Raw genomic sequence first — 25482 nt, 5'->3', positions numbered from 1 at the left:
CGAGCCGCCGGCGAAAACATGCCGCCCCGTTAACACACGAGCCTAAGCGAGGAAACCAGCAATTTCCCCTTGGCCGCCGCCGTCAACGCCGTTCGCGCCGCATGAACCACTGAATTTCGGGAACGGTGCCGAGCGGCATGGCAAGCGTGAGTTGTCTCGCGGCACGTACACCGGAGGGATCGGCGAAGAAGACGTCCTCCTCCTCCGCTACCGCAACATCGAGGCAAGAAAACCGCCAGCTTTCGCCGTCATTGCCCACCAGGCGTACTTCGTTTCGATCGACCGGCACGATGCGGATAGCGGGATGGATGTGAAAGCGCACGACCGCAACGTTGCCGCCACCATCCGGCGCGCCACCGCCGGGCTTCATGAAGCGCTCGCGTCCCCGGACATCGGTGCCGGCGGCGTTGACGTAAAGATCTCGCTCGTAGAGCAGGCCGAAGTTTGCCAGATATCCATCATGCGTCGCTACGAGCCCGTCCGCGCCATCGGTCTTCTCGTAACGCGCGACCTCGACATTCGATACGCCGCCGAAGATGACCGGGCCCAGATAGCCGGAATCAGAGATGCGCGCCGACGAGGTGTCGTTGAGGACTGCGACCGTTTGCGCGGCCGTTGCGCGTGACAACTGCCGCATCGCTTCGCCTGCAAAGCGCGGGCAGCCGGAATTGACGAAGTATCGGTTGCGACCGGATGACATTTCCAGCGAAAGGCACCCAGCCGTTGCCGTGGTCGAAAGTGCGACAGCGTGCGGTTTTCCGGTGTCGACGATGATCGTCGTTTCGCCCGCTTCGATCCGCTCGTATCCGGTCTGCGGCAACCCGCGAAACGGCGCCCCTGAGGTCTCGTCGTAGCGCAGCACGGAAAGAAGTTCGTTGGCGAGCGTGTAGGTGGCGCCGTTGAAGAGGGCAAGCTCGCCGCCCTGATGGCGGAAGAAGCGAAGCGCCGGAAAAATCCGGTCGATGCAGGGAATAAGCCGCTGGGGTACATCGTGGCCGAGATTCACATAAGTCTGGCGCAGCGGCAACAGGTCGAAAAGCAGATCGAGCCCGACGCGCGGATTGCGCGAGACATGCCCGCCATCGGGCAGGATCTGGTGATCAAGCTCGCGGTCGAGATGCCGCGATGCCCGGCGTATTGCCGAAGCGGCATTGGGCATGGCGATCGACGCCATTGCAAGCGCAATGCGCACCTTAAGCCGCGGTTCGCCATCCCGCGTCGTATCGGCGATGTGGCGCAGATAGCGCACCTGGAACGCCAGGCTCTTGAGAAAGCGCCGATAGAAGGAGTAGTCGGCCTCGCGCAGCACGACGGGAGAATGGGACAGCCAGGCGATGATCCGCTGGGCGATCACCTCCGGTCGCCAGGCGATACCCGCAATGACGCGACCGTGTGTTTGAATCCAGTCATCGATGATGCGGCGAACGACGAAGGACGCTGCATCCTTCTCCGCCACCCGCATATGACGCAGCCAGGCGAAACAATGAAGCCTGCTTGCAAACTCTTCCGACGGAAGTTCCAGCGCGAAGGGTGACTCGCCCTCGCAATCGAGCATGCGCCCTGCCAGCGGAAACCGGCCGGCTATGATTTCCTCTGCCGTGAACGGATCGGCCGGTCGCAGATCCGTCGGTGCGACCACCAGTCTCTCCGGCGTGCGGCCGGCAAAACGCAGCGCCGAAACGCGCCCCACGGCAAGCCGCCGCGAAAACCGTCTCCACGTCTCGTGTCCATAGAGATAGGCCAGCCGTTGCCGGTCAGAAAACCGCATCGTTAACAAACTCTTTCATCGATTCATTGGTAGGCGCAGGCTATCGCTGCGTCAATTCGCCGATCAACGATGGATTGTTGATGAAAACAGCGCGCTGAAGGGACGTTTCTCCCCTTGCCCGGCATTTCTGGGGCGATCTCGGGCCAGCGGCGCCGGAAAGGTCTCACGCCTTCCGTTGAAGCAGCACCGCATAAAAGCCGTCGAGCCCCCCGGCCACCGCCTCTCCGCCCGGCAGCATGGCCGGCGTCGTGCGGAATTCGCCAAGCGGCGAAACGGCTTCCTCCAGACCGGGCCACCGGGCCGGATCGATCGGCACTCTCGACCAATCGGGATGATCGGCGAGCACGCGGGCCGTTACTTCCTCGCCCTCACGCGGGTCGAGCGAGCAATTGGAAAAAACGAGGTGGCCGCCCGGTTTGACCAGCGTCGTGGCGTGACGGAGCAGACGCTCCTGCAAAAGCGCGAGCTTTTCGATATCGGCCGGTCCCTTGGTCCACAGAACGTCCGGATGGCGGCGAATGGTCCCCGTCGACGAGCAGGGGGCGTCCAGCAGCACGGCATCGAACAGTTCGTCCGGCCGAAAGTCCAAGAGGTTCGTCTCCGCCGTCTTCGCCGAAAGCCCCAACCGGGTGAGATTGCTCTCGAGACGCTTGAGACGGCTCTTCGACTGGTCGAGCGCGGTTACCCTTGCACCGGCCAGCGCCAGTTGTGCCGTCTTGCCCCCGGGAGCGGCACACAGATCTGCCACCGCCTCGCCGGCAAGCGAGGGAAAGAGTTTGGCCGGAATGGCGGCTGCGGCATCCTGCACCCACCATTCCCCGGCGGAAAAGCCTTCGAGATCCGGCACCTTTCCCGAAAAGGCTGTCAGGCGGACCGATCCCGTCGGCAGGACCGCGCCACCGAGTTTTTCGGCCCACGCATCGGGCGCCGATTTGACGGTCAGATCGATTGCGGCCGGTGCAAGCAGGGATTCGGCAATCCGGAAGGCATGGTCGCGGCCGTAGACCTGCTCCAGCCGCTCGTAGAACCAGGACGGGATAACCGGTATCACATGGGTTGCGGTGAGGTGCGGAACCTTCTCGCGCGCCAGCCGACGCAGCACGGCGTTGACGAGCCCGGCGAAGCGTCGACTGCGCGGGTCGGAGCGCGCCTGCTCCACGGCAATATCGACGGCGGAATGATCCGGCACGTCCAGGTAGAGGATCTGTGCTGCCGCCACCGTCAGTAGATGGTAAAGGGATCGCGCACCCTCGGGAAGCGGTGTTTCGACCAAGGAATCGATGATCGCCTGAATGCGCGGCAGATGACGAAGCGAGGTGTTGAGAATGGCCCGCGTCAGTGCCCGGTCGGCATCGTTCAGCGCCCGATAGCCCGGATTGCCATTTTCCGCATCGAGCATGCCGTCGAGCGAGGTCTGGCGATCGACCACCGCTGCCAAAAGCCTGCTTGCGACTAGCCGCGGCTTGATGCCGAGCTTCTCGGTGTCCTCGCGGCCATCGGACCTGGCTCCGGAATGTCGTTTCGGATGCGTTTCTTTTTTTGTTCTGTTGATTGTCAAGACCAGGGACCTTTGGGTGGCTCCGAACCACCGCGTCCCCAGCCGGTCGTCGGGACGGAACGCGATTTGCGTTCGGGCTTAGCAGCCCCGGGCTGTCGCGTCGAGGCCTCACTTCCGTCGGTACCCCACGCACCGGTCGGACCGCCGCCGGAGCGCGCCATGTCTGTCTGGCGCATTTCCATTGCCATCGCCTCGAGAGCGGCAATCCGGTTGCCAGTATCCGGATGGGTGGAAAAAAGGTTATCCATCCGAGCGCCCGACAGCGGATTGATGATGAACATGTGTGCCGTGGCAGGGTTGTGCTCCGCCTCGTCGTTGGGAATTCGGCCGGCCGCAACGGCGATCTTGCGCAGGGCAGACGAGAGCCAGAGCGGGTTGCCGCAGATCTCGGCGCCGCGTCTGTCGGCCGAATATTCACGGGTGCGGCTGATCGCCATCTGCACCAGCATCGCGGCGAAGGGCGCCACGATCATGGCAATCAGCATACCGACGAAGCCGAGCGGATTGTTGTTGTTCTCGCGATTCCCGCCGAAGAAAATCGCAAAATTTGCCAGCATCGAAATCGCACCGGCAATGGTAGCCGTGATCGTCATGGTCAGCGTATCGCGATTTTGCACATGGGCGAGCTCATGCGCCATGACGCCGGCCACTTCCTCGTAGTTCAGACTATGCAAAAGGCCGGTCGAAGCGGCTACCGCGGCGTTCTGCGGATTGCGGCCGGTGGCGAAGGCGTTGGGCTGGTCGCTGTTGATCACGTAGACGCGCGGCATCGGCAGACCGGCGCGCGCGGCCAGATCGCGCACCATGCCGTAATATTCCGGCGCGCTGCGCTCGTCTACCTCCTTGGCCCCGTACATCGACAGGACCATCTTGTCCGCGTTCCAATAGGAGAACAGGTTCGTCGCCGCGGCAATGACAAGCGCGATCATCATGCCGCTCTTGCCGCCGATCAGGAAGCCGACAGCCATGAAAAGAGCCGTCAGAAAAGCCAGTAGCATCGCTGTGCGGACGAGATTCATGATACGTCTCCGAGATCAGCTGGGGTCCAGCAATGTTTCACGTGAATCAAAGCTTTGCCCCTGTTCGAATTGCACCTATATCATGGGGAACAATGCCCCTTTCTTCAATACGGCTCTCTGAGGACGATGCGATGCAAGGCGATAACGATAATGTCAGCGGTGCTGGCCGCGTCCTTTCCCCGGCCGCAATTCGCGCCCTGAAGGAAGCGGAGGAACGCCGCGCTGCCACCGCCCGGTCGCCCGATCTCCCGCCCGAGATCGGCGGACGCGGCGGCCTTGATCCGGCACGCTTCGGCGACTGGGAAATAAACGGTCGTGCAATCGATTTTTAAGCTTAAATTCCTATTGCGGTCGCACATTATGCGGAATATATTCCTTGTATGGCACTATTCCGCACGCGCATCCACCGCAAAGAATCCATCATCGCGTGCATCATCATTGCAATCGCGAGCCCCTGCCAAGCGCGCGACAAGCATTTCATCGAAGGACCGGTGAGGGCAGATCTTCTGCAGGTGGTGGACGGAGATACGCTTCTGGTCGCCGCACACCCATGGCCGCAGCACTCGATCGAAGTCCTGGTCCGCCTCCGCGGCGTCGACGCACCGGAACTGCGCGCCAGGTGTCCGGCTGTACGCGAAGCTGCGCGTGCCGCGAGGCTGCGGCTCGGCCAACTGATAGGCGACGGCGCGCCCGTCATCCTCACAAACATCGCGGGTGACAAGTATTTCGGCCGCGTCGTCGCCGATGTGCGGCTTTCCGATGGCGTGAATCCGGCTCAAGAACTCGTCGCCGCCGGACTTGCGGCGCCATATGACGGTTCGGAGCGTCGACGCTGCGACAGTCGCACTCATTTGAGACCGGCCGCATCATCAATGTGAAAGCAAACGACCTGCCCGGGACCACGCCCCGGACAGACCGTGAGGCTAATTATTTAGCCGGCAGCTTTGTTTTGGCGATTGGCGATCAGATCATCGACGACCGTCGGATCTGCCAGCGTCGACGTATCGCCCAGCGCCCCGAAATCGTCTTCGGCGATCTTGCGCAGGATCCGCCGCATGATCTTGCCCGAGCGGGTCTTCGGCAGACCGGGCGCGAACTGGATCTTGTCAGGCGTCGCGATCGGTCCAATCTCCTTGCGCACATGCTTTACGAGGTCCTGCCGCAGCGAGTCGTTGCCTTCCTGACCCGCCATCAACGATACATAGCAGTAGATGCCCTGGCCCTTGAGACTATGGGGGTAGCCGACGACCGCGGCCTCCGAGACCAGATGGTGCGACACCAGAGCCGATTCGACCTCGGCCGTTCCGAGCCGGTGGCCGGACACGTTCAGCACATCGTCGACACGCCCGGTGATCCAGTAGTAGCCGTCTTCGTCGCGCCGGCAGCCGTCACCGGTGAAATACTTGCCCTTGTAGGTGGAGAAGTACGTCTGAACGAAGCGGTTATGGTCGCCATAGACGGTTCGCATCTGGCCGGGCCAGCTGTCGGTGATGCAGAGATTGCCGTCGGCCGCGCCTTCCAGGACCGCGCCCTCATTGTCCACCAACTGCGGACTTACGCCGAAGAAGGGACGGGTGGCCGAGCCCGGCTTCAGGTCGGTCGCGCCGGGGAGGGGGCTGATCAGGATGCCGCCCGTCTCGGTCTGCCACCAGGTATCGACGATCGGGCACCGGCCCTCGCCGACCGTGTTATAGTACCATTCCCAGGCTTCGGGGTTGATCGGCTCGCCAACCGAACCCAGAAGGCGCAGCGAGGAGCGCGACGAACGCTTCACGAACGCGTCGCCTGCCCCCATCAGCGCGCGGATCGCCGTTGGCGCGGTGTAGAAGATGTTGACCTTGTGCTTGTCGACCACTTCCCAGAAACGGCCGGCATCGGGGAAATTCGGAACACCCTCGAACATCAGCGTCGTCGCCCGGTTCGCAAGCGGGCCATAGACGATATAGGAATGCCCGGTAACCCAGCCGACGTCGGCGGTGCACCAGTAGATGTCACCGTCCTGATAATCGAACACGTATTTGTGCGTCATCGATGCGTAGACGAGATAACCGCCCGTCGTATGCAGCACGCCCTTCGGCTTGCCGGTCGAGCCGGAGGTATAGAGGATGAACAGCGGATCCTCCGCCTTCATCCGCGCCGGAGGACAATCGCGCGGCACGGTCGCGATCTCCTGATGGTACCAGAGGTCGCGGCCCGGCGCCCAGCCGGTCTTGCCGCCGGTGCGGCGCACCACCAGCACCTTGTTGACGATGACGAACTGCTTGGCGGCGATATCGATCGCGACGTCGGTGTTTTCCTTCAGCGGGATCGGCTTGCCGCCGCGCACGCCCTCATCGCAGGTAATCACGAAGGTCGATTCGCAATCGACGATACGGCCGGCAAGCGCATCCGGCGAGAAGCCGCCGAAGACCACAGAATGGATCGCGCCGATGCGCGCGCAAGCAAGCATCGCATAGGTCGCTTCGGGGATCATCGGCATGTAGATGGTGACGCGGTCGCCCTTCTTGACCCCGTGCTTCTTCATCACGTTCGCCATGCGGCAAACGTGCTCGTAAAGCTCGTTATAGGTGATCTTCTTGTCGATATAGGGGTTGTCGCCTTCCCAGATGATGGCCACCTGGTTCCCATGCGTCTTCAGGTGTCGGTCGATGCAATTATAGGAGACATTGGTGACGCCGTCTTCGAACCACTTGATCGACACCTTGCCGGTGAACGAGGTGTTCTTGACCTTGGTATAAGGCTTGAACCAGTCGATCCGCATGCCGTGCTTGTCCCAGAAGCGCTCCGGATTCTCGATGCTTTCGCGATACCACTTCTGATAGGTATCATTGTCGATCAGGGCGCGGCTCTTGGCGGACTTCAGGACCGGATAGGTCTTGGCAGACATACAATTCCTCCTCATGCAAATACTCGGACCGAGCTCCTCCGGTCTCGACGTCATCGCCATTCATAACAGGTCAAAGCCTTCGAGCAATTAGACAAAGGTCATTTGTCGCTTGAAGAATTGCATTTCTGCTACAGTGGCGTTATAGAGTGCGCCATTCCCGGAAATCAGTGGTTTATCCCCACGGCCCGCGACCGGCGCGGACGGACAGAAGGATTGCATCCATGGCCCAACAACTGCTTATGCCAAAGGCGACGGCCGTCTGGCTTGTCGACAACACGGCGCTGTCGTTCGACCAGATCGCCCAGTTCTGCAAGCTGCACCCCCTCGAAGTCAAGGCGATTGCCGACGGGGAGTCCGCGCAGGGCATCAAGGGTCTCGATCCGATCGCAACGGGTCAGCTGTCCCGTGATGAGATCGCCCGCGCCGAGGCCAATCCGAACCATAAGCTGAAGCTTTCCGAGCCGAAGGTTCGCGTGCCGGAATCCAAGCGCAAAGGCCCCCGCTATACCCCCGTGTCCAAGCGGCAGGATCGGCCGAACGCCATTCTCTGGCTCGTGCGCAATCATCCCGAGCTGAAGGACGCGCAGATCTCACGGCTCGTCGGCACGACCAAATCGACCATCGAACAGATCCGTGAGCGGACCCACTGGAACTCGGCCAACCTCGCGCCGATGGATCCGGTCACGCTCGGCCTGTGCTCGCAGATCGATCTCGACCTTGAAGTCGAACGCGCCTCGAAGGGACGTCCGCTGCCGACAGCCGCCGAGCTCGGCGCTACCCTTGAATCGGCCCGCGAAACCGAGAAGCTTCCCTTCGGCGATAACGAGCGCGAAGAGGAAAAGGAAATCGATGCGGACGCCGTCTTCGCAAAACTGAAATCGCTGAAGTCCAATCGCGACGAAGACGAGGACGACAATCAGCACTTTTGATACGACACTGTATCGAGCATGAAACAGAACCCGGCCGATCAGTTTGGCCGGGTTTTTTAGTGCCCGCTTGGATGCGGCCGCAAGCTCAGACGGGCAGATGCCGTTCGGTCAGCACGCTTGTGATCTCGTCCAGGATCGCAGGGTCGTCGATGGTCGCGGGCATTTTCCATTCCTGTCCGTCGGCGATCTTCTGCATCGTGCCACGCAGTATCTTTCCCGAGCGCGTCTTCGGAAGACGCTTCACGCAGATCGCCAGCTTGAAGGCGGCGACAGGGCCGATCCTGTCGCGCACGAGCGCCACCACTTCCTTTTCAATCATCGATGATTCACGTGAAACACCGCTGTTGAGCACCAGGAAGCCCGCAGGCACCTGGCCCTTGACGGCGTCGGCGATCCCGATGACGGCGCATTCGGCAACGTCGGGATGGCTTGCACAGACCTCCTCCATTGCTCCGGTCGACAGGCGATGCCCGGCAACATTGATGATGTCGTCTGTGCGCGACATGATGAAGAGATAGCCGTCCTCGTCAAGGAAACCGGCATCGGCCGTCTTGTAGTAGCCGGGGAACTCCGCAAGGCAGGCCGAGCGAAAACGTTCGTCGGCGTTCCAGAACGAAGGCAGGCAACCGGGGGGCAGGGGCAGTTTCACCGCGATATTGCCGAGCGCGCCCGCCTCGACGGCATGCCCCGCATCGTCCAGTACATGGATCTCGTAGCCGGGGAGGGGAACGGTCGGAGAACCATGCTTCACCGGAAGCAAACCCAGTCCCAGCGGATTGCCGGCCATCGGCCAGCCCGTTTCCGTCTGCCACCAGTGATCGATCACAGGCACATGCAGCACCTTCTCGGCCCATTGCAGGGTATCGGGATCGGCGCGCTCGCCTGCGAGAAACAGCGCGCGCAGGGAGGAAAGATCGTATCCCGCGATCAGGCTTCCCGACGAATCCTCCTTGCGGATGGCCCTGAAAGCCGTCGGCGCGGTAAAGAGCACCCGGACCCGATGTTCCTGAATCACCCGCCAGTAGGCACCGGCGTCAGGCGTACCGACGGGCTTGCCTTCGTAGAGAACGCTGGTGCTGCCATTCAGGAGAGGCCCGTAGACGATATAGGAATGCCCGACCACCCAGCCGATGTCGGACGCCGCCCAGAAGACTTCGCCCGGCCGGACCCCGTAAAAATGCTGCATGCTCCACGCCAGGGCGACCATATGGCCGCCATTGTCGCGCAATACGCCCTTCGGTTGCCCGGTCGTTCCGGACGTGTAGAGGATGTAGAGCGGGTCCGTCGCACCCACGGACACGCACGGCACAGGCACACCTTCAGAGAGCGCCCCCGCCACTGCATCGGCAAAATCGATGTCCCGCCCATCATTCATGGCCGCGGACAGTTCCGGCCGCTGCAGGACGAGGCAATGCGCCGGCTTGTGTCCCGCCAGCTCGATGGCTGCGTCGAGCAGCGGTTTGTAGGCGACGATACGACCGGGTTCGATACCGCAACTCGCTGAGATTATGACCTTCGCCCGGCAGTCATCAATGCGCGTCGCCAGCTCGTTTGCCGCAAAGCCGCCGAAGACGACGGAATGGACAGCACCAATGCGCGCGCAGGAGAGCATGGCGAACACCGCCTCGGGCACCATCGGCATGTAGATGATGACCCGGTCGCCTCGATCCACGCCGAGCCCAAGAAGAACGGCTGCGACCGCCTCCACCTGCGTCAACACCTCGCGATAGGTGTAGGACCGCTTCTGCCCGGTCACCGGGCTGTCATAGATCAAGGCGGCCTGTTCGCCGCGGCCTGCCGCGACATGCCGGTCGATGCAGTTGAAACAGGTGTTCGTCTCTCCGTCCGGAAACCACCTGCCATAGACCCCGTCCTCGCCGTCGAACGTCCTGGTCGGTGTCTTGAACCAGTCGATCGCGCCGGCAGCATCGCTCCAGAAGCCTTCCGGATCGGCTTTCCAGCCGGCATAGGTCTTTGCATAGCTGCTCGCCATGACATCTCCTCCCGAACTTGCACGGCCGCCGTGACGGCCCCTCCGGACGAAAGGATAGAAAACTCCCTGCGGGCAGGGAAGTAAGACCATTGGGCTAGAAATCGGCCCCGCCGCTCAAACTTGCAAAAAGCAGCGCAGAATTGGGCTCGAGGAATGCGGGACGGTGGTGCGACCAGACCCGCACTCAGCGGGTACCGAAAATCGCAGAGCCGACACGCACGCTGGAAGCGCCAAAGGCAACGGCAGTCTCGTAGTCGCCGGACATGCCCATCGACAGGCGTTCAACGCCCGCCTCCTTGGTAAGCTTGGCCAGCAGCGCAAAATGGGGACCGGGATTCTCGTCCACGGGCGGAATGCACATCAGCCCTTCAATCGAAAGCCCGAGTTCCTCGCGGCAAAAGGCGACAAAAGCGGTGACATCATCCGGCGCGATGCCGGCCTTTTGCGGCTCCAGGCCGGTGTTGACCTGAACGTAGAGGCGCGGCTGGCGGGATTGCCGTTGCATTTCAGCGGCGACCGCCCGTGCGATCTTCTCGCGATCGATCGTTTCGATCACGTCGAAAAGCGCCACGGCCTCTGCCGTCTTGTTCGACTGCAGCGGTCCGATCAGATGCAACGCCAGCCCCGGCGTTTCCTCACGCAAGGCCGGCCACTTGCCCTGCGCTTCCTGAACACGGTTTTCGCCGAAGACCCGCTGGCCCGCCGCTATGGCCGGCCGGATAGCATCGGCATCGAAGGTCTTGGAGACTGCGACCAGCGTCACGGCGTCAGCGTCCCGACCCGCATTCACGGAGGCCTTGCGGATTCGGGCGCGAACCTCGTTCAGGCGTTGTTCCAGTTCCATTCCTTGCCTCCACTCCTTGATCTTCCGACCGCACGTACCGAAATCAGACCTGCTTGCCAAGATCGCACGGTCCGCCCCGGTCCTCACACCGCCGTCAAAACTTGACGCTACTGCGGTTTCATGGTGAAGGTCACGCCACATACTCGTAAGGGCTTCGCCCCCCAATTTCCGGAAATTCGACGACATGGCCACCGAACGTTACAACCCGCGCGATGCCGAGCCCCGCTGGCAGGCAAAATGGAACGAAGAGAACGTCTTCCTGACGAGGAACGACGATCCGCGCGACAAGTACTATGTCCTTGAAATGTTCCCCTATCCATCCGGGCGCATTCACATGGGCCACGTGCGGAACTACGCGATGGGCGATGTCGTTGCCCGCTACAAGCGCGCCCGTGGCTTCAACGTGCTGCACCCGATGGGCTGGGACGCCTTTGGGATGCCGGCCGAAAACGCCGCGATGGAACGTGGCGTGCACCCTGCCGCATGGACCTATCAGAACATCGCCTCGATGAAGGCGCAGCTGAAAGCGATGGGCCTTTCGCTCGACTGGTCGCGCGAGTTCGCCACCTGCGACGTCGAATACTACCAGCACCAGCAGCATCTGTTCCTCGATCTGCTCGAGAAAGGGCTGGTGTATCGCAAGCAGTCCAAGGTCAACTGGGATCCGGTCGACAACACCGTGCTGGCCAACGAGCAGGTTATCGACGGGCGCGGCTGGCGCTCCGGCGCTCTGGTGGAACAGCGCGAGCTGACCCAGTGGTTCTTCAAGATCACCGATTTTTCCGAGGACCTGCTCGAAGCGCTCGACGGTCTCGACCAGTGGCCGGAGAAAGTCCGGCTGATGCAGAAGAACTGGATCGGCCGCTCCGAAGGCCTCATGATCCGCTGGGAGATCAGCGATCGCGCCGGCATGACCGACGACAGCGAGGTGACGGTCTACACGACGCGGCCGGACACGCTGTTCGGCGCATCCTTCATTGCGATATCCGCCGACCACCCGCTGGCGCGGGATGCGGCCGCACGCAATGCCGAGATCGCCGCCTTCTGCGAGGAAACCCGGCGCGCCGGCACCTCCCTTGCCGCGCTTGAAACGGCGGAGAAGAAGGGCATCGACACCGGCATCAGGGTTCGCCACCCGTTCGACGCCGGCTGGGAATTGCCGGTCTACGTCGCCAACTTCGTGCTGATGGACTACGGTACCGGCGCCATATTCGGCTGCCCGTCGGGCGACCAGCGCGATCTCGATTTCGCGCGTAAATACGGTTTGCCGGTTGTACCGGTCGTGATGCCGGAAGGGGGCGATGCGGCAAGCTTTGCTATCGGCGGCGAGGCCTATGTCGGCGACGGCGTGATGATCAATTCGCGGTTCCTCGACGGACTGTCCACCGACGCTGCCTTCGAGACGGTCGCGAACCGGCTGGCCGCCGCTTCTGTCGGCAATGCGCCGCAGGGCGAGCGCAAGGTCAACTTCCGTCTGCGCGACTGGGGCATTTCCCGCCAGCGCTACTGGGGCTGCCCGATCCCGATCATCCATTGCGAAGATTGCGGCGTCGTTCCGGTGCCGAAGCAGGATCTTCCGGTGAAGCTGCCGGACGACGTCACCTTCGACAGCCCGGGCAATCCGCTCGACCGCCATCCGACCTGGCGGCACGTGGCATGCCCGCACTGCGGCAAGGAAGCGCGCCGCGAAACGGATACGATGGACACCTTCGTCGATTCGTCCTGGTACTTTGCACGCTTCACCGCGCCCTGGGAGAGCCGTCCGACCGATCCGGCAGCAGCCGATGCCTGGCTGCCGGTCGACCAGTATATCGGCGGTATCGAACACGCGATTCTGCACCTGCTCTACTCGCGCTTCTTCACCCGAGCCATGCAGGTGGCTGGCCACCTGGATGTCAAGGAGCCCTTCAAGGGGCTCTTCACCCAGGGAATGGTCGTGCACGAGACCTACAGTCGCGGGACCGGCGCCAAGCGCGAATGGGTGACCCCGGCGGATATCCGTATCGAGGAATTCGATGGCAAGCGTCGCGCCCTGCACATCGAATCCGGCGAAGAGGTCACCATCGGCTCGATTGAGAAAATGTCGAAGTCGAAGAAGAACGTGGTCGATCCGGACGATATCATTGCCTCCTATGGCGCCGATACAGCCCGGTTCTTCGTGCTCTCGGATTCGCCGCCGGATCGCGACGTGATCTGGTCTGAAGCCGGCGTGGAAGGCGCACATCGCTTTGTCCAGCGCATATGGCGTCTCGTCTCCGAGGCTGCCGGCGCACTTGCCGCGGTATCACCCGCCCCCGGTCGAGACGGTGAGGCCCTGGCGCTCTCGCGTATCGCCCACAAGACCCTGAAGGCGGTTCAGGCGGATTACGACAAGCTTGCCTTCAACAAGGCCGTGGCCCGGATCTACGAATACGTCAACGCACTGGCCGGACCGCTCGCCGCGGCCGCTGAAGGCAAAGCCGCCGGCGAGCTCGCCTCCGCACTCCGCGAAGGCGTCGAGATCCTCATCGCGATCATCGCACCGATGATGCCGCACCTCGCCGAAGAGTGCTGGAAGGAGCTCGGTGCCGGCGATCTCGTCGCTCGCAACCCCTGGCCGGCTTATGACGAGGCCTTGGTCGCCGAGAACGAAATTACCCTGCCGGTCCAGATCAACGGCAAGAAGCGCGACGATTTGACAATTGCCCGCGATGCGGATCAGATGACCGTCGAATCGGCTGTTCTGGCTCTTGAATCGGTCCAGGCCGCACTAGGCGGCAAGACACCGAAGAAGATCATTGTGGTTCCGCAGAGGATCGTGAATGTTGTTGTCTGAGGGATCGCGCAGGAGGAGGCTCTTCGCTTCGGCGTTCGGCCTCGTCGCACTCGCTTTTGCCAGTGGTTGTCAGGTAAAGCCGCTTTATTCGACCGGATCGAATACCGCCGCAGGTACAGCTTCCGTCTCCATCTCGGAGGCCGAAGACCGCGTCGAGCAGCGGGTTCGCAACGAGTTGATTTTCCTTCTCGCCGGCGGTGCGGGCGAACCTGCCAATCCGGCGTATCACCTGGAGCTTAACGTCAGTTCACGCGATTTCGGCGTCCTGTTGTCGCAGTCCGACGACGTTGCGCGTGCCGGCCGTCTGGTAGTCACCGCGGACTATAACCTGACCCGCGTCGAATCCGGCGAAACGATCCGTTCGGGCCGTCGTCAGGTCGTTTCGCTCGTCGATTTCCCCGTGCAGGAATTTGCGAAACTGCGCGCCATCCGTGACGCGGAGAATCGTGCCGCGCGTGAGATGGCCGAGCTTGTAAAGGCGGATGTGGCCGCAGCACTGGCCGTCCGATAGCCGGCTATGACAGAGATCAAGTCGCACGACGAGTTCGACGGCTTTCTCCAGCGGGCGCCACGGTCCGGCGGCATATTTCTGGTGTACGGCCCCGATCGGGGCCTTGTATCAGAACGCGCAAGCCAGCTTGCCGCGAAGACGGGTATTCCGCTGGACGATGCATTCGCCGTGTTTCGCACGACGGCATCTGATTTGCAGGGTGCGCCCGGCAGGCTTCTGGACGAAATGAACGCCATCGGACTTTTCGGCGGCGATCGGCTCGTTTGGGTGAAGGATGCCGGCAACGAACGCTCGCTGGTGGATGCCATCGAAATCCTGAACAAGGAAGCGCCCCAAGGCTGCACCTTGCTCATCGAAGCAGGCGATCTCAAGAAGGGCTCGGCCTTGCGCAAGGCCGTCGAGGGCTCCCGGGTCGCGGTCGCCGTTCCCTGCTACGCCGATGACCCGCGGGCACTGGGCATTCTTGTCGACAACGAGCTGGAGTCGGCCGGCCTTCGCATCGTGCCGGCCGCTCGCCAGCGCCTTCTGGAATCGATTGGGGGTGATAGGCTCGCCTCTCGCAACGAGATACGCAAACTCGCCCTCTATTGTCAGGGCCGCGCAGTTGTTGAAGAAGAGGACGTTCTCGCTGCGATAGGCGATGCCAGCGCCATATCAGTGGATGACGCCGTCGATGCTATCCTGAAAGGCGATCAAAATACCTTTCTCGCATCCATGCAGAAGATCATGGCGTCGAAGACGCCCGTGTTCCTCGTGATGCAGGCCTGCCTCAGGCAGTTCCAGTTGCTCGAGCTGATGCGGGCCGAAATGGACGAGAAGCGGGCAAACCCTGCACAGGTCATGGCGACACTCGGTCGCCACCTGCATTTTCGGCGCAAGCCCGTCATCGAACAGGCTTTGCGGAAATGGCAGTTGCCGGCGCTGCGTCGCGAGACTGTACGCCTCCAGGCCGCAATACTCCAGACAAGGCAAAGATCGCCACTTGAAGGCACGATTGCGATGCAGACGCTGCTTTCGACCGTTCTGCAATCCGCGCGAGGCTGAGCCCCGCATCAGGCTCAGCGGCGCTCGAGCAGGCGGCAAATCTCCTCAAGCTGCTCAAGCGTCTTGTAGTTGATACGGAGATAGCCCCCATTGGCCTTGTGGCTAACGGATACATCGAGCCCGAGGCTGTCGGACAGCGTGCGCTCCAGGGCAAGGGTGTCGGCGTCCTTGTCCTCCTTGTGGAGCGTACGGCGACCGTGTTCCGGATCGGACTGCGCCTTGATATCGTTCTGCGCCAAACGTTCCGCGTCGCGCACGGACAGCCCCTTGGCCACGATCGTCTTTGCCAAATGCACCGGATCCGAGGTGGGCACCAGAGCACGCGCATGGCCGGCGGAGAGCGCACCGGACGCGAGCATATCGCGCACCGGTTCCGGCAGCTTCAGCAGACGCAGGCTGTTGGCCACGTGGCTGCGGCTCTTGCCAATGATCTCGCCGAGATCGTTCTGCGTGTATCCATGCTCAGCAATCAGTTGATCGTATCCCAAAGCCTCTTCCAGAGGATTGAGGTCGGAACGCTGGACGTTCTCGACGATCGCAATCTCCAGGGCGGTCCTGTCGTCGACATCCCGCACGATGACCGGAATCTCGACAAATCCGGCCAGTTGGGCCGCCCGCCAGCGACGTTCGCCGGCAATGATTTCAAATCGTTCGGGCGCGATCGTCCGCACCACAACGGGTTGCACGATGCCGTGTTGGCGGATCGAAGCAGCAAGATCCTGCAGTTCTGCTTCGTCGAAATACCGGCGAGGGTTACGCGGATTGCGGCCGACGAACTCGATCGGAACCATGCGATCCGGATTGACCGTTGCTTCCACAGCCACCGCACCGATCGCCACCGGCTGGTCCATCTCGCCGATCAGGGCAGCCAGACCGCGGCCAAGCCGCCGCTTCGAGTTGTCGTCATTCATCTCTACTACTTCCGATAACAGTTATGCCGCTTTTCGCTGCCGCTCGCGCTGAATCACTTCGGACGCCAGCTGCAGATAGGCCTGACTGCCGGCGCATTTGAGATCGTAGAGGATCGCAGGCTTTCCGTATGACGGCGCCTCCGAAACACGAACATTCCTCGGGATCAAAGTGTGATAGACCTTCTCTCCCAGATGCGTGCGAACGTCATTGACCACCTGGAGCGCCAGATTATTGCGGGAATCGTACATCGTCAGAACGATACCCTGAATGTCGAGCGACGGATTGACCGTCCGGCGGATCTGGTCGACCGTCTCAAGCAGCTGGCTGAGCCCCTCGAGCGCAAAGAACTCGCATTGTAACGGTACCAAAACGGAATGGGCGGCCGTCATCGCGTTCATGGTCAGTAGGTTGAACGAGGGCGGGCAGTCCACGAGAATATAGGAGTATTGTGCCGCATCGTCGGAAAAGAGCGCGCGACGCAGGCGGAAGACCCGATCACTCTCGCCGGCGATCTCCATTTCGATCCCAAGCAGATCCATCGTCGAAGGCAGGATCGCGAGATTGGGAACAGCCGTCTGCTGCGCAATGTCGGAAATTCCGTGCGTGCCCATCAACAGGTCATAGGACGACAGCTTTCGGTCCCGCCGATCGATGCCAAGGCCGGTACTGGCGTTGCCCTGGGGGTCCAGATCGACAATCAGTACGCTTTCCCCGATGGCAGCAAGCGCCGTCGCAAGATTGATCGCCGTTGTGGTCTTGCCGACACCGCCCTTTTGGTTGGCGATGGTGATAATTCTGTTGGGTTGGCTTGCCATGTGGATCCGCCGTCAATGACCGATGCGCGAAAGCCCCGTTATCTCCAGCACGACAGAATCATGCTCAACGACGCTTGTGTGTTTTACCAGATCAAACGCCCACTCACCACGGGCTTTGTCTACTTCGGTCTGGTAATCCCGCCCTTTATGGAAGAAGGCACGGCACGCAGGGTTCCTGGCCATCCATGGCGCAGCATATCTCAACAACAGGGGGAGATCAGCCAGCGCCCTGGCTGATATGACATCGCACTCGGACACGACATCGGGGGCCGACTCGATACGGATCGGGTGGACGCTGGCGCGCGCACCGGTCTCGACGATCGCCTGGCGCAAAAATGCGGCCTTCTTGTTATTGCTCTCGACCAGGTGTACCCAACCACCGCCGGTCTCATGCAGCAGAATGGCCGTGATGATGCCAGGAAAGCCACCGCCACTGCCAAGATCGACCCATGTCGCCGCCTTGGGCCAATGTCCGAAAATTTGGGCACTGTCCCGAATATGCCGCGCCCCTAAGTCCTCCAACGTCGATGGCGCCACGAGATTGATCGTCCGCGCCCACTTGTCGAACAGCAGAATGAAAGACCGTAAGCGCTGTTCCGTTTCACGTGAAACATTCAAGTCGCCAAGGGACATATCCTCAACTTTCATCGAGCAACACCTTGGGTCTTGGCCGGTGGGCGTGACTCGGCCCGCCGCAGAGCCGTCAGTAGAAGCGAAATAGCAGCCGGCGTCATCCCGTCGATGCGGGACGCCTGCGCAACATTGGCCGGGCGATCACGATTGAGTTTCAAGCGCAATTCATTCGACAAGCCAGGCAGGTCATCGAAGTTGAACCCGACCGGGATCACCCGCTGCTCTTCGCGTTGCACGTCGGCTATGTCACTGGCCTGGCGATTCATATAGACGGCATAGCCCGCTTCGATCTCCAGCGCCTCGGAGATTCGCGGCGGAATGGCTGCCAACTCCGGCCAGATCGGCGCAAGCGTGGCGACGGAGTGCTCGCTGTAGGACAACAGGTCATACGCGCTTCGCCGTTGCCCATCCTGATTGAGACGGATGCCGCACTGCTGCGCCTGACTTGGCGTTATTGAAAGCGACTGGGCTAACTCGCGGACGCGCGCCAGTTCCGCCTGCCAGAGCGAGAACTTCGCCCGCCGTTCAGCCGTCACAATGCCGAGCTCAATCCCGATCGGCGTCAACCGCAGGTCCGCATTGTCCGCCCGCAAGGACAGGCGATACTCGGCGCGCGAGGTGAACATGCGATAGGGCTCCGCAACGCCACGCGACGTCAGGTCGTCGATCATCACGCCGATATAGCTGCTCGTTCGACTGAAATGATAGGGAGCCTGACCGCCAGCCTTGCGCGCGGCATTAAGGCCGGCAACCAGCCCCTGCGCTGCCGCCTCCTCATAGCCGGTGGTACCGTTGATCTGGCCGGCCAGGAAGAGCCCAGGCATTTTCGTGACTTCTAGCCCGAGCGACAACTCACGGGGATCAACGTGATCGTACTCGATGGCATAGCCCGGCTGCAGGATTTCGACATTCTCCAATCCAGGGATCGTGCGAATGAAGGCTGACTGCACCGCGGCTGGCAGCGATGTTGAGATTCCGTTTGGATAGACGGTGTCATCGTCCAGACCCTCGGGCTCCAGAAAAATCTGGTGTCCGTCGCGCTCGCCGAACCGGACGATCTTGTCTTCTATCGACGGACAATAACGAGGCCCCACGCCTTTGATCTGGCCAGAGTACATGGCCGACTGACCAATGTTCTCCTCGATGAGCCGGTGCGTTTCCGCCGTCGTGCGGGTGACGCCGCACTCGATTTGCGGATTGGTGATTCGCTCCGTCAGGAACGAGAACGGCACCGGGTCGTCGTCGGCGGCCTGGCGCCCGACCCTGTCCCACGCGATCGTCTTGCCCGACAAACGCGCCGGCGTTCCCGTCTTCAATCTGCCAAGGCGCAATCCGAGGCGCAGCAGCGTCTCCGAAAGTCCCATCGAAGGCTGCTCGCCGACACGCCCCGCCGGTGTGGTTTCGCTTCCGAGATGAATGAGGCCGCGCAGGAAGGTCCCCGTCGTCAGCACCACGGCTCCGCAGGGGATGCGGCGACCATCCGCGGTGATGACGGCGGCGATCTGCTCGTTGTCGATCTCAACATCATAAGCGTCGCCCTCGATCACGTCGAGATTAGCGACAGCTTCTATCTCTGCCTGCATGGCCGCGCGGTAGAGACGACGGTCGGCCTGCGTGCGCGGGCCACGGACTGCCGGCCCCTTGCGGCGATTAAGAAGACGAAACTGAATACCGGCGCGATCCGTCACACGGCCCATCAACCCGTCCAGTGCGTCGACTTCACGAACGAGATGCCCCTTGCCGAGACCACCGATGGCGGGGTTGCAGGACATAACGCCGATGGTCTGCCGGGAATGGGTCAGTAGCGCGGTATTCGCTCCAGCGCGCGAGGAGGCGGCAGCCGCTTCACAGCCCGCATGCCCGCCGCCGATGACGATGACATCGTATTTCATCCGCATGTCCATTTAACTGGCGGGTCGGTGAATCGTTTCACGTGAAACGCTACAATTCGACTCGCTTGCGTTGCATCCATGTTTCACGTGAATCATTTACCGACACAGAATTCGGAAAAGATCACATCGAGCAGGTTCTCGACGTCGACGCGGCCGGTTATCCGTCCGATCTCAGTCGCGGCAACCCGAAGCCACTCCGCCTGCAATTCCAGATCGCCCGCGATCAGCAGCGCCTGCTCAATTGCCTTTAGCGCTGCTTTGAGCATTTCATTGTGCCGCTCCCGGGAAGGAATTGCAAAGGCGGAGGCGTCTGTCAAATCGGGCAGTTTCGACTTGAGGCAGGCAAGCAGCATGTCGATACCGGCCCCTGTCCTCGTCGATATAGCGATCTCGCCTTGCTCTCGCACGCGCCCACCAGCCACGTCCTGTTTAGTAAACACGCGGATCGTCTGCGCGTCGGCACTCCCTGCAGGCGGCGACGCTTCGTCAGGTCCGACAAGATGGAGCACCAGATCCGCTGTCTCCACCGCAGCCTTAGCGCGGCGGATACCCTCCCGCTCCACGACCTCGGCCGTATCGCGAATACCGGCCGTGTCGATCAGGCGGACGGCGAAGCCGTCCAGATCGAGGTCGACCGAGATGATATCCCTGGTCGTGCCCGGAATATCCGTCACAATGGCCACGTCACGTTTTGCCAGATAATTGAGGAGGCTCGATTTGCCGACATTCGGAGCGCCAGTGATCACCACAGTCAAGCCGTCCCGAATGATTTCGGCCGTACGGCTCCCACGCAGGTGTTCACGCATCGACGCTGCCAGATCTTCGAGGTCGGATCGAATCGAGTGACCGATCGCACCCGGTATGTCCTCCTCGTCGGCGAAATCCAGTTCCGCTTCGATCATGGCGCGCGCATGTGTTAAGCGGTCTGCCCAGGACATATAGAGCTTCGACAGGCCGCCAGAAGCATGCTCGAGGGCAAGACGCCGCTGCATTTCTGTCTGGGCCGCAACGATATCGGAAAGCCCCTCAATCTCGACCAGATCAAGCTTGCCGTTATGAAAGGCGCGGCGGCTGAACTCGCCCGCATCCGCGGCCCGTAGGCCCGGCAAAGTAGCAAGCGTGTCCAGGACCGCGCGTACCGTGGCCCGCCCTCCGTGAACATGCAGTTCTGCCGAATCCTCGCCGGTGAATGACGCCGGACCCGGAAAATAGATCACGAGAGCTTGATCGAGAAGAAGACCGTTTCGGTCTCGAATCGAACGAAGGCTGGCCCTTCGTGGCGGGGGCAGACGACCGGCGACGATTTCCACCACTCCGGCACATTGGGGTCCACTGATGCGCACGACAGCAACGCCGGACGGAAGCCCGCCGCTCGAAAGCGCGAAGATCGTGTCGTTGCTCACCATATTTCACCAGAGGTATCGCGGCCTGGCGACATCCGCTAACGCCGCCATGGCAGACCGAACGCGTCGATACAACATTGCCTCGGCCCAGTCCAGTTTTGCCTGCATCGGCATGACGCGACGCGAGCTGAGGTAAAAAAAATGCGGCGAAGAGCCCATGGAGGCGATTCGCCGCATTCGTGTGAATCCGGGTAAGAATCCGGCTTAGGTATTCATCGACTCAAAGAAGTCGCCGTTGTTCTTCGTCTGCTTCAATTTGTCGATCAGGAATTCGATCGCATCTGTCGTGCCCATCGGCGCAAGAATCCGGCGCAACACAAAGATCTTCTGCAGATCCTGGCGCGGCACGAGCAGGTCTTCCTTGCGGGTGCCGGACTTCAGGATATCCATTGCCGGGAAGATACGCTTATCGGCGACCTTGCGATCAAGCACGATTTCGGAGTTGCCGGTGCCCTTGAATTCTTCGAAGATCACTTCGTCCATGCGGCTGCCGGTGTCGATCAGCGCGGTTGCAATGATCGTCAGCGAGCCGCCTTCCTCGATATTGCGGGCCGCGCCGAAGAAGCGCTTCGGGCGCTGCAGGGCGTTGGCATCCACACCACCGGTCAGAACCTTGCCCGATGACGGAACGACCGTGTTGTAGGCCCGCCCGAGGCGGGTGATCGAGTCCAGCAGGATGACCACATCGCGGCCGTGCTCGACCAGGCGCTTCGCCTTCTCGATGACCATCTCGGCCACCTGCACGTGGCGCGTCGCCGGCTCATCGAACGTGGAGGAAACAACTTCGCCCTTCACCGAGCGCTGCATGTCCGTCACTTCTTCCGGACGCTCGTCGATCAGAAGGACGATCAGATAACATTCCGGGTGGTTGGCGGTGATCGAGTGGGCGATGTTCTGCAGAAGAACCGTCTTACCGGTCCGCGGCGGTGCGACGATCAGACCGCGCTGGCCCTTGCCCAGCGGGGCAACCAGGTCGATCACGCGCGGCGAGAGATCCTTCGAGGTCGGAACCTCCAGTTCCATCTTGAAGCGCTCGTTGGGATAGAGCGGCGTCAGGTTGTCGAAGTGGACCTTGTGGCGGATCTTTTCCGGATCGTCGAAGTTGATCGTGTTGACCTTCAACAGCGCAAAGTAGCGCTCGCCCTCCTTCGGACCCCGGATCGGGCCCTCGACGGTATCGCCCGTCTTCAGCGAAAACCTGCGGATCTGCGAGGGCGAGATATAGATATCGTCCGGGCCTGGCAGATAGTTCGCATTGGCGGAGCGAAGGAAGCCGAAGCCATCCTGAAGCACCTCGACCACGCCCTCGCCGATGATTTCCGTATCCTGAGCCGCCAGCATCTTCAGGATCGCAAACATCAGCTCCTGCTTGCGCATCGTGCTGGCGTTCTCGACCTCGAGTGATTCGGCAAAGGCCAAGAGATCGGTCGGCGTCTTATTTTTCAGTTCTTGAAGCTTCATTTCAGCCATGAAGGGGGGACCATGCATAATTTCAGGATGGGAATTGGCGTGCGAGTCAAGACTGAGCTGCAGGGGGAGCAGTTCACGAAGCAGGTACACATGCCACGAGAGATGAGATGTCGCGAAAATAGCGCTTCATCGCCACGCCCGCAAGAGGCTCCGAAAATTTCCCGTTTCGGACCCGCACCGCGATCGCGTCAGAACGGCTTGACGATGACGAAAATGACGATCAACACCATCAGGAGCGCCGGGACCTCGTTGATAAGACGCCAGGCGCGCGGACTGATGTCGTTCGCCTCGCGGCCGAACGTCCTGACCGAACGGCCGAGAAAGACGTGAAATCCGGTGAGAACGAGGACCAAGGCCAGCTTCGCATGCAGCCATCCTCCGTGGAAGCCGTAGACCGACCAGGCGAGATAGAGCCCCAGCACCCAGCTCAGCATCATGGCCGGGTTCATGATCACGAAATAGAGGCGACGCTCCATCGTCTTGAAGGTCTCCGCTGCTTCCGATCCAGCCGCAGCATCGGTGTGATAGATGAACAGGCGCGGCAGGTAGAGCAGGCCGGCCATCCAGGAGATGACGGCGACCACATGGAACGCCTTGATCCAGAGATAGAGGTCGTCCGGCGGATGCGCGATCAGAACTGCCGCGATCGCCGCAAAGACCACGATGACCGACGCGGCACGGAGCGCCGCACGCAGGCCGGCGCGGCGGCCCGTCTGCTGCTCGCTCACGAGCGGTGGCTCCGAACGCGCTGCACGAGATCGGCAACGTTGGCAGGATCGGCCTGAGGGGTGATCCCGTGGCCGAGATTGAAAATCAGAGGGCCGTTTCCAAGAGCAGACAGGATCGCATCGATGCCCTCGTGCAAGGCGGCACCGCCAGCGACGACCCGCTGCGGATCGAGATTGCCCTGTACCGGTCCGTCCTTCTGCAATTCCACCGCCATCGAAAGCGGAACGGTCCAGTCCAGGCCGATCGCATCGGCGCCGGTCTGCTGGCGATATCCACGCAGGAACAGACCCGCTCCCTTGGCGAAGGCGATGATCTTTGCCTGAGGACGCGCGGCACGAACGATATCGACGATCCGCCGTACCGGCTTGACGGCATAGGCGTCAAATTCATGTTCCCCAAGAACGCCGGCCCAGGAATCGAAGATCTGCACGGCATCGGCCCCGGCATCGATCTGTGCGATCAGATACTCGGCGGATTTCTCAGCCAGGATGTCGAGCAACAGCGCGAACGCCTTCGGCTCCTTGTAGGCGAAAAGCCGCGTCGGCGCCTGATCGGGCGTACCATGGCCGGCGATCATGTATGTCGCAACGGTCCAGGGCGCCCCACAGAAGCCGAGCAGGGCGGTCTCCTGAGGCAATTCCTTGCGAAGGCGTCCGACCGTCTCGATCACCGGTGCAAGGTGCTCCATGACGCCCAGCTTCGAAAGCGGGGAGATCTCGTCCAGCGTCAGGGGTTTCAGTCGCGGGCCGTGTCCCTCGTCAAAACGAACCTGCCGTTTCAGCGCATCGGGAATGACGAGGATGTCGGAGAACAGGATGGCGGCATCGAAGCCGTAACGGCGGATCGGCTGCAAGGTGACTTCGACGGCGTGATCGGGCGAATAACAGAGGTCGAGGAACGTGCCGGCCTTGGCCCGCGTCTCACGATACTCCGGCAGGTAACGCCCGGCTTGTCGCATCAGCCATACCGGTGGGGGAGACACCGTCTTCCCGTTCAGAACCTCGACGATTTTTCGCGTTCCGCTCGCCACCGTTGCAGGCTCCTCTAAAACAAAGAAATCTATATTGAAGAGGTTTCTATTTCTTAGAGTCGGTGACTATCAAGGATTAAATTCCATCCACATTTTCCCCGGAGAAAGTGCGATCTCTCGCCGAGATCGGAAAAAATGCGCGGCCGAACCGAAAGCTGGCTGATATCGAAAATAACTTCATGATTTCAGAAAGCTAGCTTGATCCGTGTTTTTGCTATCCTGTGGACAATGTGGGGATCTGCGTGACACAATGTCGCCACCTCCGAGTTGTCCACATCGCCTCCGAATACCGATCCAGCGAAAGCCGAATTGTGGAAAAATCGGGACTTTTCCCAGGGGCAGGGTCACACGACGGATTCTTCGGTCACCCTATCCCGCTCTATCAACAGCCTGCCGAGGATCATGTGGAGAACCCCAAAAACTACTTTCACCTGCATCTGATCTCCGATTCCACGGGCGAAACGCTGATCGCGGCGGGCAGGGCGGCTGCGGCCCAATTCCAGGCCTCGCAGGCGCTCGAACACGTCTACCCCCTCATTCGCAACCGAAGGCAGCTGACACCGGTCCTCGATGCGATCGATAGTGCGCCGGGTATTGTGCTCTACACGATCGTCGATCGCGAGCTTTCCGCAATCATCGACCAGCGCTGCCGCGAGATGGGATTGCCCTGCGTATCCGTGCTGGAGCCCATCCTCGACGTCTTTCAGTCCTATCTCGGTGCGACCTCTCGCCGTCGGGTGGGGGCTCAGCACGTGATGGACGCGGAATATTTTGCCCGGATCGAGGCGCTTAACTTCACCATGGATCACGACGATGGCCAGCTGCCGTCGGACCTGGAGGAGGCGGACGTCATTCTAGTCGGCATCAGCAGGACATCGAAGACGCCGACCAGCATTTATCTTGCCAATCGCGGTATCAAGACGGCGAATATCCCCATCGTCCTCGATGTGCCTTTGCCGGAGCATCTCTCCCGGGTGGTTCGTCCGCTCGTGGTCGGGCTGATCGCGACGACCGACCGCATCGCCCAGATCCGTCACAACCGCGTCCTCGGTGCGGCGAAGGATTTCAAGGGCGAGGATTACACCGACAGGGCACAGATTGCCGAGGAGCTGAAATATGCGCGCATGCTCTGTGCGCGCAACAATTGGCCCGTGATCGACGTCACGCGCCGGTCGATCGAGGAGACTGCTGCTGCAATTGTTGCCCTAAGGCCGAAGCTTCGCTAAGTCC

21 protein-coding genes are annotated in these 25482 nt (G+C 61.4%); 7 read left to right on the top strand and 14 right to left on the bottom strand.

Annotated elements, in window-relative coordinates; genetic code table 11:
- Positions 1–82 precede the first annotated feature (82 nt).
- The 3 genes from CRO48_RS07015 to htpX all read right to left on the bottom strand — a co-directional run bounded on the left by CRO48_RS07015 (position 83) and on the right by htpX (position 4345).
- Positions 83–1768, bottom strand: a complete 1686-nt coding sequence (locus CRO48_RS07015; protein WP_097137693.1) for a heparinase II/III family protein — start codon at positions 1766–1768, stop codon at positions 83–85.
- A gap of 163 nt (positions 1769–1931) precedes the next feature.
- On the bottom strand, positions 1932–3326 hold the full coding sequence (locus CRO48_RS07010) for an RsmB/NOP family class I SAM-dependent RNA methyltransferase (protein WP_407071898.1): 1395 nt from the start codon (positions 3324–3326) through the stop codon (positions 1932–1934).
- Positions 3323–4345 carry a zinc metalloprotease HtpX gene (htpX, locus tag CRO48_RS07005; protein WP_097137689.1) on the bottom strand — a complete coding sequence of 341 codons (1023 nt, stop codon included), beginning with the start codon at positions 4343–4345 and terminating at the stop codon, positions 3323–3325. Before htpX ends, CRO48_RS07010 begins: the two co-directional genes overlap by 4 nt.
- Before the next feature lie 131 nt (positions 4346–4476).
- Here htpX and CRO48_RS07000 point away from each other — a divergent pair, with 131 nt between their 5' ends.
- The gene (locus CRO48_RS07000) at positions 4477–4677 is read left to right on the top strand and encodes a DUF1674 domain-containing protein (RefSeq protein WP_176526688.1); all 201 of its coding nucleotides are present in this window, start codon (positions 4477–4479) and stop codon (positions 4675–4677) included.
- Positions 4678–4725: 48 nt separating this feature from the next.
- Positions 4726–5223 (top strand): thermonuclease family protein, encoded by a 498-nt coding sequence (locus CRO48_RS06995; RefSeq protein WP_097137685.1) that lies wholly within the window; start codon positions 4726–4728, stop codon positions 5221–5223.
- A 53-nt stretch (positions 5224–5276) separates the two neighbouring features.
- On the opposite strand, the gene acs is transcribed toward CRO48_RS06995, so the two are convergent.
- Complete coding sequence (gene acs / locus CRO48_RS06990; RefSeq protein ID WP_097137683.1) at positions 5277–7232, bottom strand: acetate--CoA ligase; 1956 nt, start codon at positions 7230–7232, stop codon at positions 5277–5279.
- 221 nt (positions 7233–7453) lie between these two features.
- Here acs and CRO48_RS06985 point away from each other — a divergent pair, with 221 nt between their 5' ends.
- Complete coding sequence (locus tag CRO48_RS06985) at positions 7454–8161, top strand: DUF1013 domain-containing protein (protein ID WP_097137681.1); 708 nt, start codon at positions 7454–7456, stop codon at positions 8159–8161.
- Between the two features lie 85 nt (positions 8162–8246).
- Here the strand turns inward: CRO48_RS06985 and CRO48_RS06980 are convergent, their stop codons facing one another.
- Positions 8247–10154 carry a propionyl-CoA synthetase gene (locus tag CRO48_RS06980; RefSeq protein WP_097137680.1) on the bottom strand — a complete coding sequence of 636 codons (1908 nt, stop codon included), beginning with the start codon at positions 10152–10154 and terminating at the stop codon, positions 8247–8249.
- 184 nt (positions 10155–10338) lie between these two features.
- Positions 10339–10998 (bottom strand): YggS family pyridoxal phosphate-dependent enzyme, encoded by a 660-nt coding sequence (locus CRO48_RS06975; protein ID WP_097137677.1) that lies wholly within the window; start codon positions 10996–10998, stop codon positions 10339–10341.
- A 184-nt stretch (positions 10999–11182) separates the two neighbouring features.
- Between CRO48_RS06975 and leuS the strand changes: the two genes are divergently transcribed.
- From leuS to holA, 3 genes are read left to right on the top strand one after another with little or no spacing between them, the layout of a single operon-like run.
- Positions 11183–13813 carry a leucine--tRNA ligase gene (gene leuS, locus CRO48_RS06970; protein WP_097137675.1) on the top strand — a complete coding sequence of 877 codons (2631 nt, stop codon included), beginning with the start codon at positions 11183–11185 and terminating at the stop codon, positions 13811–13813.
- A complete protein-coding gene (lptE, locus tag CRO48_RS06965; protein WP_097137673.1) occupies positions 13800–14324 on the top strand; it encodes an LPS assembly lipoprotein LptE in 525 nt (174 codons plus the stop codon). The genes leuS and lptE overlap by 14 nt, the downstream gene beginning before the upstream one ends.
- Positions 14325–14330: 6 nt before the next feature.
- Positions 14331–15368, top strand: coding sequence for a DNA polymerase III subunit delta (gene holA, locus CRO48_RS06960; protein ID WP_097137671.1), 1038 nt, complete (start codon positions 14331–14333; stop codon positions 15366–15368).
- Between the two features lie 14 nt (positions 15369–15382).
- Here the strand turns inward: holA and CRO48_RS06955 are convergent, their stop codons facing one another.
- The 8 genes from CRO48_RS06955 to hemE all read right to left on the bottom strand — a co-directional run bounded on the left by CRO48_RS06955 (position 15383) and on the right by hemE (position 24252).
- Positions 15383–16279 (bottom strand): ParB/RepB/Spo0J family partition protein, encoded by an 897-nt coding sequence (locus CRO48_RS06955; RefSeq protein WP_097137668.1) that lies wholly within the window; start codon positions 16277–16279, stop codon positions 15383–15385.
- A gap of 21 nt (positions 16280–16300) precedes the next feature.
- Positions 16301–17095 carry a ParA family protein gene (locus CRO48_RS06950; RefSeq protein WP_097137666.1) on the bottom strand — a complete coding sequence of 265 codons (795 nt, stop codon included), beginning with the start codon at positions 17093–17095 and terminating at the stop codon, positions 16301–16303.
- Between the two features lie 12 nt (positions 17096–17107).
- On the bottom strand, positions 17108–17728 hold the full coding sequence (locus tag CRO48_RS06945) for a 16S rRNA (guanine(527)-N(7))-methyltransferase RsmG (RefSeq protein WP_097137663.1): 621 nt from the start codon (positions 17726–17728) through the stop codon (positions 17108–17110).
- Positions 17729–17739: 11 nt separating this feature from the next.
- On the bottom strand, positions 17740–19626 hold the full coding sequence (gene mnmG, locus CRO48_RS06940; protein ID WP_097138040.1) for a tRNA uridine-5-carboxymethylaminomethyl(34) synthesis enzyme MnmG: 1887 nt from the start codon (positions 19624–19626) through the stop codon (positions 17740–17742).
- 86 nt (positions 19627–19712) lie between these two features.
- Positions 19713–21026 carry a tRNA uridine-5-carboxymethylaminomethyl(34) synthesis GTPase MnmE gene (mnmE, locus tag CRO48_RS06935; RefSeq protein ID WP_097137662.1) on the bottom strand — a complete coding sequence of 438 codons (1314 nt, stop codon included), beginning with the start codon at positions 21024–21026 and terminating at the stop codon, positions 19713–19715.
- A gap of 201 nt (positions 21027–21227) precedes the next feature.
- On the bottom strand, positions 21228–22493 hold the full coding sequence (rho, locus tag CRO48_RS06930; protein WP_097137659.1) for a transcription termination factor Rho: 1266 nt from the start codon (positions 22491–22493) through the stop codon (positions 21228–21230).
- Positions 22494–22681: 188 nt separating this feature from the next.
- Complete coding sequence (gene hemJ, locus CRO48_RS06925; protein ID WP_097137658.1) at positions 22682–23221, bottom strand: protoporphyrinogen oxidase HemJ; 540 nt, start codon at positions 23219–23221, stop codon at positions 22682–22684.
- Entirely contained in the window at positions 23218–24252 is a 1035-nt protein-coding gene (hemE, locus tag CRO48_RS06920; RefSeq protein WP_097137656.1) for a uroporphyrinogen decarboxylase, read from the bottom strand. The genes hemJ and hemE overlap by 4 nt, the downstream gene beginning before the upstream one ends.
- A 404-nt stretch (positions 24253–24656) precedes the next feature.
- Between hemE and CRO48_RS06915 the strand changes: the two genes are divergently transcribed.
- Positions 24657–25478 (top strand): pyruvate, water dikinase regulatory protein, encoded by an 822-nt coding sequence (locus CRO48_RS06915; protein ID WP_097137654.1) that lies wholly within the window; start codon positions 24657–24659, stop codon positions 25476–25478.
- The last annotated feature ends 4 nt before the right edge of the window (positions 25479–25482 follow it).

It is taken from the genome of Rhizobium subbaraonis (assembly GCF_900220975.1).
Taxonomy (GTDB): Bacteria; Pseudomonadota; Alphaproteobacteria; order Rhizobiales; family Rhizobiaceae; genus Mycoplana; species Mycoplana subbaraonis.
The sequence above is the reverse complement of the archived record's forward strand: the minus strand, read 5'-3'. Positions and strand labels throughout refer to the sequence as shown.